At 66.5% G+C, this 12,160-nt stretch carries 8 protein-coding genes and 1 pseudogene; 7 read left to right on the forward strand and 2 right to left on the reverse strand.

Annotated elements, in window-relative coordinates:
• The 3 genes and pseudogenes from EER30_RS35085 to EER30_RS35095 all read left to right on the forward strand — a co-directional run.
• Positions 1–131, forward strand: a pseudogene (locus EER30_RS35085) (thioredoxin-disulfide reductase); the annotation flags it as partial.
• Between the two features lie 31 nt (positions 132–162).
• A complete protein-coding gene (gene trxA, locus EER30_RS35090; RefSeq protein ID WP_127505134.1) occupies positions 163–489 on the forward strand; it encodes a thioredoxin in 327 nt (108 codons plus the stop codon).
• Positions 490–601: 112 nt separating this feature from the next.
• Entirely contained in the window at positions 602–1,750 is a 1,149-nt protein-coding gene (locus tag EER30_RS35095; protein ID WP_127505136.1) for an N-acetylmuramoyl-L-alanine amidase, read from the forward strand.
• Here the strand turns inward: EER30_RS35095 and EER30_RS35100 are convergent.
• A complete protein-coding gene (locus EER30_RS35100; protein ID WP_127505138.1) occupies positions 1,747–2,415 on the reverse strand; it encodes a GNAT family N-acetyltransferase in 669 nt (222 codons plus the stop codon). The genes EER30_RS35095 and EER30_RS35100 overlap by 4 nt on opposite strands.
• A gap of 173 nt (positions 2,416–2,588) precedes the next feature.
• On the opposite strand from EER30_RS35100, the gene EER30_RS35105 reads away from it, so the two are divergent.
• The 3 genes from EER30_RS35105 (at position 2,589) to EER30_RS35115 (ending at position 5,907) form a co-directional block, all read left to right on the forward strand.
• Positions 2,589–3,899, forward strand: a complete 1,311-nt coding sequence (locus tag EER30_RS35105; RefSeq protein ID WP_127505140.1) for an aminotransferase-like domain-containing protein — start codon at positions 2,589–2,591, stop codon at positions 3,897–3,899.
• On the forward strand, positions 3,896–4,870 hold the full coding sequence (locus EER30_RS35110; RefSeq protein ID WP_127505142.1) for a D-alanine--D-alanine ligase family protein: 975 nt from the start codon (positions 3,896–3,898) through the stop codon (positions 4,868–4,870). The genes EER30_RS35105 and EER30_RS35110 overlap by 4 nt, the downstream gene beginning before the upstream one ends.
• Before the next feature lie 218 nt (positions 4,871–5,088).
• Positions 5,089–5,907, forward strand: a complete 819-nt coding sequence (locus EER30_RS35115; RefSeq protein WP_127505144.1) for a DUF4259 domain-containing protein — start codon at positions 5,089–5,091, stop codon at positions 5,905–5,907.
• 465 nt (positions 5,908–6,372) lie between these two features.
• Here the strand turns inward: EER30_RS35115 and EER30_RS48995 are convergent, their stop codons facing one another.
• The gene (locus tag EER30_RS48995) at positions 6,373–7,257 is read right to left on the reverse strand and encodes a hypothetical protein (RefSeq protein ID WP_432417584.1); all 885 of its coding nucleotides are present in this window, start codon (positions 7,255–7,257) and stop codon (positions 6,373–6,375) included.
• Positions 7,258–8,290: 1,033 nt separating this feature from the next.
• Between EER30_RS48995 and EER30_RS47480 the strand changes: the two genes are divergently transcribed.
• The gene (locus EER30_RS47480) at positions 8,291–8,449 is read left to right on the forward strand and encodes a hypothetical protein (protein WP_164842594.1); all 159 of its coding nucleotides are present in this window, start codon (positions 8,291–8,293) and stop codon (positions 8,447–8,449) included.
• Positions 8,450–12,160: the final 3,711 nt, after the last annotated feature.

Raw genomic sequence — 12,160 nt, forward strand, 5'->3', positions numbered from 1 at the left:
ACCTGCCCGGCGTGTTCGCCGCCGGTGACCTGGTCGACCACACCTACCGGCAGGCGATCACCGCCGCCGGCACCGGCACCGCCGCGGCGCTGGACGCCGAGCGCTTCATCGCCTCATTCGTCGAGCTTTAAGAAACGCTGTAACTAGACCTGGAGGGTCCTGGTGGGAGTAGCAGGTAAGGCGGTCACCGACGCCACTTTTGTGAGCGACGTGCTGCAGTCGGACAAGCCCGTGCTGGTCGACTTCTGGGCGGAGTGGTGCGCGCCCTGCAAGAAGGTCGACCCGCTGCTCGCCGAGATCGCCAAGGAGATGGGCGACAAGGTCGAGATCGTCCAGGTGAACATCGACGAGAACCCCGAGACCACCCGTGCCTACCGGGTGATGTCCGTGCCGACCCTGACGATCTTCAAGGGCGGTGAGGCGGTCAGCTCCCGCACCGGCGCCGCCCCCAAGAGCGCCCTGGTCAACTTCATCGAATCGGCCATCTGACCCGTTCTCGCGACGCCCCGCATCCACCGGATGCGGGGCGTTGTCGTCGGGTGGCACCTGCGAGCGCGGAGTACGCTGCCCAAAGTCGTTCTTCGTTCCTAGGGAGTCGCGAGTGCGTTCCATCCGACGTGGAGACAGCGGCCCGGCCGTTGCCGAGATCCGATCGATCCTGGTCGGACTGGAACTGCTGGAAGCCGCGGGAGAAGTCTTCGACGACGCCATGGACAGCGCCGTACGCGCCTTCCAGCAGAATCGCGGCCTAGGCGTCGACGGCCTGGTCGGCGACGAGACGTGGGGCGCGCTCGATGCCTCCCGCTGGCGGCTCGGCGCGCGCACCCTGTTCCACTCGGTGCCCGACGCGCTCGTCGGCGAAGACGTCCACGCCCTGCAGGAACGGCTGCTCGAGATGGGCTTCGACCCGGGCCGCGCCGACTCGATCTACGGTGCTCGCACGGCCCGCGCGGTCGCCCAGTTCCAGCGCGAGGTCGGCCTGACCTCCGACGGCTCCTGCGGCCCCCGCACGATGAAGGCGCTGCGCCAGCTCGGCCGCAAGGTGGTCGGCGGCCGTCCGCAGTGGCTGCGCGAGGCCGAGGCGTTCCGTCAGGCCGGCACCAACCTGGTCGGCAAGACGATCGTGATCGACGCCGGGCACGGCGGCGGTGACGACACCGGTGTCGTGGTGCCCGACGGCCCACTGCGGTGGACCGAGGCCGACCTCGTCTTCGACCTCGCGGCCCGGCTCGAGGGCCGGCTGGCCGCGGCCGGCATGCGCGTCCACCTCACCCGCGGGCCTCACCCGGCCGCCCCGATGAGCGGCGCCGACCGGGCCGCCCTGGCCAACAGCCTCGGCGCCGACCTGCTGATCTCGTTGCACCTCGACGGCCACACCAATGAGACGGCCGAGGGCGTCGCGACCTACCACTACGGCACGGGCAGCGGCCTGAGCTCGACCGTGGGGGAGCGACTGGCCAACCTGGTACAGCGCGAGATCGTCGTGCGCACCGGCATGAGTGACTGCCGCATCCACGCCAAGACGTGGGAGCTGCTTCGTCTGACCCGCATGCCGGCCGTACGGGTGGATCTGGGTTATCTGACGTCGCCGGCCGACCGCGACCGGCTGATCAATCCGATGTTCCGCGAGCAGATCGTCGAGGCGATCCTGGCCGCCGTGCAGCGCATGTATTACCCCGTCGAGGCCGACGTGCCGACCGGGTCGATCGACGTGCGCCAGCTGCGCATGGCGCTGGCGAACCGCGCCTAATTCTCGACGTTGCGGGTGGCTGTGGCCGGGCGGACCGGCCGCAGCAGCGTCTCGGGGCTCATCGAGCCGAGCAGCTTCTCCAACGCGTATTCGACGTCGGACTTCCACGACAGGGCCGTGCGCAGTTCGAGACGCAGCCGCGGATAGCGCGGGTGCGGGCGTACGGTCTTGAAGCCCACGGACAGGAAGAAGTCGACCGGGGCGACGCAGCCCGTCTGCTTCTCCTCGTCGGCCTCGCCGAATTTCGCGTCGCCGAACGCCTCGATCGCCTTGACGCCGCGCTTGGTCAGGTCGCGGGCGACGCCCTGCACGAGCATGCGGCCGAGCCCGCCGCCGGCGAACGAGGCCACCACGTGCGAAGTCATCAGCAGGGCGGCGTCGGCACTCACCGGTGAGGTCGGAAAGGCCATCGAACGGGGGACGTAGGCCGGAGGGGCGTACATCACAAAACCGGCCGGCATACCGTCGACGTAGGCCAGCTTGCCGCACGAACCCCACTCGAGCAGGGTCTGCGAGACCCACGCCTCTTTCTCGAGGCCGGGATCGCCGGAGGCACACGCACGCTCGGCCGAAACCGGGTCCAGCTCCCAGAAGACACACTGGCGGCAGGGCCGGGGGAGGTCTTCGAGCGTGTCCAGGGTGAGGTTGACCAGGCGTCGTGACACTGCAATCCCCCTCGGCGTCGTGGGCCCAGCGCCCCGTGGGGATCCTACGCCGCAATAGTCATGAACGGGACCAGCTCGGGCAAGGTGACTGACTAACCGAGGGCTTCTGTCGCTCCTCGCCGCTACGATCGGACATCGGCACCCGGTCCTTCCTATTGGCGAGGTGAAGCCGCATGACCGGCACAACCCAGGACGACTACACCGATCGGTACGCGCGACGGGTTCGTGGCATGACCACGTCCGAGATCCGCGCACTGTTCGCCGTCGCAAGTCGTCCCGAGGTCGTGTCGCTCGCAGGTGGCTCGCCCTACATCGCCGCCCTCCCCCTCGACGCGGTCGGCGAAATGCTCAACCAACTCGCCGCCGAGCAGGGCGCCCAAAGCCTTCAGTACGGCATCGGCCAAGGCACGGTCGAGCTGCGCGAGCGCATCTGCGACGTGATGGCGCTCTCCGGCATCCACGGCGCGTCTCCAGACGACGTCGTGGTCACCGTCGGCGGCCAGCAGGCACTCGACCTGCTCGCCCGCCTCTTCCTCGACCCGGGCGACGTGGTTCTCGCCGAGGGCCCCAGCTACGTCGGCGCGCTCGGCGTCTTCCAGGCCGCTCAGGCTCAGGTGCAACACGTCCCGATGGACGACGAAGGGCTCATCCCGGCCGCTCTCGAAGAGGCGATCGCCGCCGTCGAGCGTTCCGGCCGCCGGGCCAAATTCCTCTACACGATCCCGACCTTCCAGAACCCGGCCGGCGTCACCCTGACCGACGAGCGCCGCGAACAGGTGCTCGACATCTGCGAACGCGCCGGCCTGCTGGTGGTCGAAGACGATCCGTACGGGATGTTGTCGTTCGAACGTGAAGCGCCACTGCCGCTGCGGGCCCGCCGCCGCGAGGGCGTCTTCTACGTGAGCACGTTCTCGAAGACCTTCGCCCCCGGGTTACGCGTCGGCTGGATTCTCGCCCCGCACGCCGTACGGGAAAAGCTCGTCATGATGAGCGAGGCGAACGTCCTGTGCCCGAGCGCATTCGCCCAGGGAGCCGTGACGCAATACCTGTCCACCATGCCGTGGCGCGAGCAGATCAAGGTCTACCGCGAGATCTATCGGGAGCGCCGCGACGCGATGCTCACCGCCCTGCGCGACCTCATGCCGCCCGGCACCACATGGACCCATCCGACCGGCGGTCTGTTCGTGTGGGCCACCCTGCCCGAAGGGCTCGACTCCAAGGCGATGATGCCGCGCGCGATCGCCGCCCGCGTGGCCTACGTGCCCGGCACAGGTTTTTACGCCGACGGCACGGGTCGCGGCAACATGCGGCTCAACTTCTCGTTCTCGTCTCCCGAGCGCATCCGTGAGGGCATCCGTCGCCTTTCCGGCGTCATGGAACAGGAGCTGGCGATGCGTGCGGTCTTCGGCGCGAGCACCGGTCCGAGCCACACCCGCCGACGGGGTGCGGCCGCCGCCGACGCCCCCGGCCCCGACTTGGCATGATCTCCACCATGTCTACGGGTGACGATGTGCGAGTTCTGGTGCTGGCCGGCGGCCTCTCCTACGAACGGGATGTCTCGCTGCGCTCGGGCCGCCGGGTTCTCGACGCGCTGCGCGCCGCCGGGCTGAACGCCGAGATGCGCGACGCCGACGTGTCCCTGCTGCCGACGCTCCAGGAAGACCCGCCGGACGCGGTCGTGATCGCGCTGCACGGCGCCACGGGTGAGGACGGTTCGCTTCGTGGCGTCCTCGACCTGTGCGGCGTGCCCTACGTCGGTTGCGACGCGCGCGCTGCCCGCCTGGCGTGGGACAAGCCGTCGGCCAAGTCGATGCTGCGCGAGGCCGGCATCCCGACGCCCGACTGGGTGGCGCTGCCCCACGACCGCTTCTCCGAGCTGGGCGCCGTGGCGGTCCTCGACCGCATCGTCGACCGGCTCGGCCTCCCGCTGATGGTCAAGCCCGCTCAAGGCGGCTCGGGTCTGGGCGCCGCGGTGGTGCGCGAAGAGAGCGATCTGCCCGCCGCGATGGTCGGCTGCTTCGCGTACGACTCCACCGCCCTGGTCGAGAAGTTCGTGCCCGGCAAAGATGTCGCCGTTTCGATCGTCGACCTGGGTAGTGGCCCGCAGACCCTGCCGATCGTCGAGATCGTCCCGCGCGACGGCGTCTACGACTACGCGGCCCGCTACACCGCCGGTCTGACGACGTGGCACACGCCCGCTCGCCTGTCGCCCGAGGTGGCTGCCCAGGTGTCCGAGACGGCGCTGGCCGCTCACAAGGCGCTGGGCCTGCGCGACCTGTCCCGCGTCGACCTGATCGTCGCCGAGGACGGCTCGCCTCAGGTGCTGGGCATCAACGTGTCCCCCGGCATGACCGAGACGTCGCTGCTGCCGTTGGCCGTGCAGGCCGCCGGCCAAGACCTCGGCCACATCCTGAAGACCTTGGTCGAACGCGCCGTGGCCCGCTCAGACTCGTGAGACCCCGAGGCGCCGATCCACTCGTCGGAATGCCCGCGACAAGCGTCACTTAGCCATGCACGACGCACTCTCAGTGTTGGGTGTTTGTTGATCGATACTCTCCAGGCCGAAGCGCCGGGCGGGCCGGGAGGCATAGAGAGTTCTCTGCCATCGAGAGGGTCAGCCGCGATTGGCATGATCTTGTAGCTTCAGGACGACGGTGGTCTTGAGGAGGCGTCATGGGAACCTTCGGGACCGGCCCGTTCTCCAGCGATGGCGCCATGGACTTCCTGGAAGAACTCGCCGAACGGCCCCCTTCACAGCGAGCGGAAGCGTTGAAGCGCACGTTCCTGCTGGCGAAGGAACGGCCGGACCTGCTCGGGCGGGACTACTTCGCAGACGAAGTCGTGGCTGCTGCGGCGATCGTCGCGGCGACCCTGCCTGGCGGACGACAGTTTGACGAGCGCCTCGACAGCTTGGTTGAGAACGACATTGTTCCCGACGGCCGGCTGAACGCGTCCGCGTCGGAGTTGGCCAGTGTTGCGCTCGAAGCTCTCCTGTTCGTTGGCGCTCCTCAAGGCCCGCGGCTTCAGGGCTGGAAGAACGACACGGACGCCGCTGAGGCGCGCGACACGATCGCCGCGCTGTCGCAGGTGCTTTCTCTCGGCGGCGGCAGGCTGGACGACCTCGACATCATGTGGAACGAAGCCGCCGACTTCGGCGCTGACGGTGAGATGCCGGACGGCACCCCGTCAGGCATTGAGCAGCTTGCGTCTTTGCTGGGCGTGCACAACTCTGCGATGGGAGGCGGCCTAGGCTTCGCGCTGGAGGTCAACGAGCCGTTTCGCGTCCGGCGCGCGATCAACGCCATGCGTTACTTCGGGCTCGCTGAGCCAGCCGACTTCCTGGACAACGTGCTGGACCGCAGTCTGAACAACGAGTCGCCCGATTCGTTGCCGTCCGACGACGACTTCTATGACCTCATGGACGATGAGATCGTGAGAAGGGCGTTCAAGGCAAAGGTGGCTCAGATTCCGACTGACTTCGGTCGCGGCTAGGGTGCCGAACTCCGGTCAAGCCGCCAGATGGCGGGCGGCTCAGTACGGCCACACCGATCAGAAGGCTCGTTGGCCTTGGTTAGCGCCGGTGAACTACTACGCTCACCGCGACCCGCGTCTGCTTGGGTGGCGACCGTACGGCTTTCGCGTGGTCCCCCACATTGAGATCGGGCGCTGGTTTGAGCTTCGCGGTCCCGGCCCGACGAATGCACGGCGGGCTTCCGTTGGGCCGAGAACGCGCCACGATGTCGGTCAGGTCACCCGCTACTGCTCGTCAGCTCGTCGCCGCGGTGCTACGCCGCACTGTCCCGTGGGCAAGCCTCGGCCGACGTCGTGCAGCCGGAGAGCGGTTGCTGGAGTGGCGTTCTCCCCGCACATGTAATGGCTGCTGTGCCATGCCGGTCCGACCCTCACGGCGTACGGGGAAGGAATTTAACGGCTCTGACGATTGGGGCTCGTCGGTGTTTACAGAGAAGTCGCGGGGTCTGTGACGGCGGTTCTCTGCGTGGGGATCACGCCGTCGCTCGTGTTGCCGGCGTGGAGCCCGGTCGTCTCTTCACCGATGGGAGTCGAGTATCGAGTCGGCTGATCTCGCTGATCTCGCTGATCTCGCTGATCTCGCTGATCTCGCTGATCTCGCTGATCTCGCTGATCTCGCTGATCTCGCTGATCTCGCTGCCCGGGCTGCTCTGGCCGCTGTGGCTGCTCGGGCTGCTCGGGCTGCGAGACGGCTGCGTCTGTGTTGTCGGTGTAGTTGAGCGTGGACGGCGACTCCCACTGGATGTGCGGGGGCTCGGCGATAGCTGTACCGCCGAAGTCGGCCAGCCAGGCGGCGACCAGGGCCAGATTTTCGCGCCACTGCTGTTCTGGGATGACGGGGAGAATGTCGTCCCAGAGGGTGAGGAATGTGCCGCGCAGTTGAAGCCGGCCGTAGGGGCGCGCGAGGAACCACATGTGAAGATGCGCCGAGCCGTCTCCCCAACGGTTGACGTGAACTCGAGCGACGCCGTCGAGCGAGCGGATGGCGCGTTCGAGGCGGACGGTCATGACGCCGAGCTCGGCGGCCAGGAGATTGGGTAGGTCGCCGATGTCGAGGTGCGATCGGCACTCGAGGATCAGCACCATCGGCAGTCCTGTCGGTCGATCCATCGCCCGTACACGCCAGCGTTCACTGATCCAGATATACGACTCGTCGGGGGTGTCGCAGGCGACGCAATCCGCGGCGTCCTCACCGCTGCGCGGCGGCTCGACCTCGACGGGAGCAGCCAGCGGCTTGACCCTCATCTCGCCCTCGAAGGGGAACGACGGCCAGCGCGTGAAGTTGGGCAGCGGGGGGATGTTCTCGGCCACGGGGTGACCTTAGCCCAGGCCAGACCCGCTGTCCCGAGTCAATTTTTCGACTCCGGAACCCCGCACTGTGCGTAGACCCGCGAACTCGGCGACTCCCCTGCAAACGCCGGCTGAACGTTGATCATTGTCACCGTCCGTGGGTGTGGCCCCACACCAAAAGTTATCCACAGAAGTTATCCACAGGCGTCCCCGTTTCACGTGAAACGCGACGTCGCAGGCTTGCAGCCCCTGTGGATACCGCAGTGGACACTCGCCGCCACATCAACGCCGTTTCACGTGAAACGGGGGCGTCGAGTTTCTCAACAAGCCTTACGCACAGCCTGTGGATAACCGAACAGATGTGCCCCTGGGTCCCATCGGGCCGGCGTGGCTTCTATCTCTCCGGATAGACACCGCCGCATCGCCTCGGCTCTGCTCCTGAACGACCGTGAAGGGCGAGACGAAGGCTTCTCGCGTCAGCTTGGTCGCCTGCGTCATTTCACACGGGAGGACGTTGCTCGGCTAAGACCGCCCGACGAGTGGCGGATCAGCTCCGCCGACGAGCAGATCTCCAAACAGTGGAGTGGCCAAAACGGCTCCGGGTCGATCGAGTCATCCGCCTTCATCGGCGTCGCGGTGATCAGCCCTGTCTCCGCAGTCGACACGTCCAGGGGCGGCCGTTGCAGGACCGGATCATGCGTACGGCATTGCAGGGCTGTCGGGCTCACCGGCACGGGCCCACGGCGCCGCAGGGACGTCCGGGTTCGCAGCGTCGCAGGGCGCAGGGCCGTCATTGGTTGCGGCGTCGCATCACCGGCACGTCCTTACGCGGCCGGTTCAATCGGTGAGCGCTGGCCATCAACTTGGCCCGCCTCACACAGAAAGGTCAGCCAATCCCGGCTAGCCCGATGAACCCGTCGAAGCCCGAGTACCGATGGACGCGCCTCCCGCGGTCTCTGGCACGCCATCTCAGCGCCAACGCCACCCCAGTTCCAGCAACCCATCGGAGGAGCCCTCGACCGGGCTTGCGTCCCGGTTCGAGCGGCAGTGGCGAGTGAGGGTTCCTGTCCGGCACTGCCTTCAATATGGCTTCGGCTTCGGCTACGGCTACGGCTACGGCTACGGCTACGGCTACGGCTACGGCTACGGCTACGGCTACGGCTACGGCTACGGCTTGATTATTCGCCTGGGGCATCAGAGCCCATGCTTCTGAGGTCGCCACGTCGATCATTGAGTGTTCGGGCGCCCAGCCGAGCTTCCATCGTGGCTTCGGGAACCAAGCCATATTTGTGAGGCCGCGGTTCCCAACCCCTCAGCGGCGTGTCTGGAGGCAGAGTCTCCGGCCACCGTTGGACCTCACTGATGGCGTGCCGGGAGCTGCCTTCGAAGAGTCAACGGCACTACTCAGCTCTGAGTCCGGCCAGCCCTGCGGATGCGATCAAGACCCAGGCGAATGATCCTCGATGTGGCTCTCACCGTCGGGCGGCAGTTCTCCAGACCCCGAGGAAGCAGCAAAGCCAGAACGAAGACGACACCCCGACACCGTTGTATCAAGCTCCGGTCACTCACCTGCGGGAGACCGAACGCAATCTTCGGCCGGCTACTTGACGTCGAAATCCTCGACCGGCTACCCGACGGCGACGGCGTGGCAGACCCTCCGCCGGCAACGAGCCCAGTGTCCCGTCTACTCCCACCCGGTCGAGTCGATCTATCTCGTGACCGCACCGCCCAGAGTCCCCCGGCGTAGACGAACACCGACACCGCAATCCCCTCCAAGCCGTCCGTCCGACAGGGCAGCCGTTGGTAGGGGCAAGCCGTAACAGCCGCTCCTCTATCAGCCAGCCCTCGTAGCGCTCCTAGATGCACAGCCAAGCTTCTAGCGAGCGACGCCGGCAGCATCAAACCAGAGCCACGGAGGCCTCCCGTCCTTTCCAGAAACGGGCAGGAATTCAGCAGCAGCAACACCGCTTGGCGTAGATCAGGTCGGAACAGATCAGGATCTCGCCTCGGTACATGCCTCCGAAAGCCTCATGGACAAAGCCAGTCCCGAGCCGACTTGGCCTTCCCGTCGCGTATGCCAGCCGGCCACGAGCAGACGGATCCGCTCCCGAGGCTCTGCGTCCCAAATTGGAGATTCGATTCCAACGTCACGTCCAGCCAACGTCAGCCGTGTCATAGCCCGCCCTGCTGCAAGACCCAGCCCGTTTCAGCCCGACGTCGGGCAACAGCACATCGAGCAGCTAAAGATTGCGCCGACTGGTGGTCTCAGCGCGATCAGCATGCTCAGGGCTGTCAGCAAGCTCAGGGCGTTGAGGACAGGCGCCAGGTTCTGTCCGAAAGGCCAAGCGGCTCACCTCCGCGGTTCGATCAGGCCCGGGCATCTTGGCGTAGCGAGTCTCTCCCGAGCGGCCGGCTGCACTCCTTAGTCCGTCCCCACGCCCGTGCCATCGAGGGCGTCCCGCAACCGCTCCGCCTGTCTCGAATCATCCGGACTAACGGTGGGCGGTCCAGTTATCGCTGCCGCCTGTGGCCACGGCGTCCCATGCTCCCCGGGTGGCCCATGCTCCCCCAGGTGGCCCATGCCACCACCTGCTGGGCCTGAACGCTCGGGCCGGGTAGCCACCAGCCCTCAGGCCCACCTCGCCTGATCTCGCCATGGAGCTTTGCTTCCAGTGGCGAGAATGCCGAACGCGCGTTTCACGTGAAACAGCGCTGCGGGCTGCGGGCTGCGGGCTGCGGGCTGCGGGCTGCGGGCTGCGGGCTCCGGGCTGCGGGCTGCGGGCTGCGGGCTGCGGGCTGCGGGCTCCGGAGAATCGTAGATCTGGTGTTCTGTTTCACGTGAAACTCGAGCCAGCCTGGCGTTCAGCCGAATAACCGAACATGACCTCGCGGGGTCTGGGTGATGCGGTGGCCGTTCCACGTGAAACGCGCGTTAGCACTCGGACGATCCGATGGCCTCCAGGCTCAAAGGCGCAACGATCGCCTACACGAAGCCGCCGAGATTCCGTCGGACGCCGACATGAGCGGCTGCCCGTGCTGCATCGATCTGCGCTGCCTTTCGCAACCCCGACCACCCTCGCCGGGGTTGGGCAGAGGCGATCAGATGTTCACCGGCGTCTAGACCGGCACGGCCTTCAAAAGACTGACCTCGGCGCCGGCGCGATGCCGGGACGGTGTTAAGGGCAGACAAACCAACCGACCATCTCCGGTCAGCTAGTCGGTCCCGGAATTCCGGTTGTGAGAGCAGTGCGAACTCTCGAACGCCCTTAAGCGCCGTGCTGCGCTCCTCATCGGCGACAGGCCGACCACGCGACACACCCAGGCGCTCTCCGCAGACAGCGCTGTTTCACGTGAAACGCTGAAGATCGGATTCGCCAAGGAAGGAGCGGCCCGCTGCCTCATGGAGCTGGCATGCCCCAAGAACGGACGGGCTCATCGCTGCGCGCAAGTGCCGTCCAGCCCGGATGCAGCCGATCGGTCCCGCAAGGGCTCGTGCGTACACAGACAAGGTCCGCCGCCGCATTCGGCGGTGACTCCTCCGACGGTTTGAGCTACCTCGGGATAGCCAGCGATCTCAGAATCGCCACCGAGACCCTCGATCAACGGACCCGGGCTTTGGGGCTGCTCACCCAGCCGGGAATGAAGTCGCTGCACGCGCCGACCTACGTCGGTCAGTAGGACGGGCGTACATGAGAGGCACCGATCTCACCGCCTGCGCGGCTCTCGCTGCAGGTGCCTCTTCGCCAATACGACACGAGGCAAAGAGAAGATCGGACTCAGCCGCCAGGCCGTAATTGGCGGTCGACCGGAGATCCTGACGGCGGACAACAGGTTGAGTTGGCTGCCTCTACGAGCGGGTCGAGTCCAGGGCGGGTCTGGCCAACCATCAAGCCGGAACACAAACAATGGACCGGCCGACCGCCGGACCGGAACTCGAGGGCGGGGCCGGACCAGAGCTCAGAGGTGAGCCATGGCCGACCACGGCACTCGCCTCGTAACGAGGCCGCCTTGCGAATGGCCGAGGCATGGCCCGTAGTGGGGGACGGGCTCACAACTGGAATCGCTCACATCTGGAGAGACGAGGAAGACAGGCACGCTCACGAAGACACATGGTCCGCCGGACTCTCGCCGAGTCATCCCACGAGATCCGGAAGATCGATGGCATCCGAGCGCGGCTGGGATCTTCGGCGTGCAGTCTCGCCGGCGTTCCTATTGCGACTTGGATCTTTCGGTTTCACGTGAAACGGCCACGCTGCGCTGGTACGCCTTCGATGTACGACATCCGGTTGACCTTCCATCGCTATCGACTCCGGCATTGGGAAGCGACGCGAAAGACAGATAAACGGTCGTTGTGGTGGAGCTACCCCAACCTGGGCGACGGACTCGGGAATCTCAACGGGGCCGTTGAGGGGCAGAGCCAGGCCCTCACCGCTCAATTGGTCGATCTTCACCGAGCCCTGGTGGCAACGAACGAAGGTCTACCAAGGACCTAGAAGGCGAGCATCCGACGGGGACACCCTGAAACCCAACTTCGTCAGGGCGTTGTCCAACGCAAGCATCTACGACGGCGTGCATAGTGGCGGGCGGACGCGACGTGCCGCAGAAGTTCTCCGCTTCCTGCACGTGCTCATCGCATCGAGCGAGCACGGAGCTAAACGCACCGGGTAACGCCCTTGGCTGTCCGCAGAGGGCAGACCAGATTGCTCGCCGAGTTGCTACGGGTCAGCCGCCGGCCGGGCTTGCAAGCGGTCTGGGGGGCGGAGGTACACACAACAGCATGGGTGTGCCCGCGGCTTGCGTGGATCGACAAGGCGGGGACTTAGTCGAAGGATCGGTCAACCCTTACTCGATCAACGGTCTCGATCGGCGAAGTAGCGGCTGCGGCGAGTGCGGCAAAGTCAGCCGACGAGAGCAGTCTCCATTG

The sequence above is a fragment of the Actinoplanes solisilvae genome (genome assembly GCF_003999975.1).
Taxonomy (GTDB): domain Bacteria; phylum Actinomycetota; class Actinomycetes; order Mycobacteriales; family Micromonosporaceae; genus Actinoplanes; species Actinoplanes solisilvae.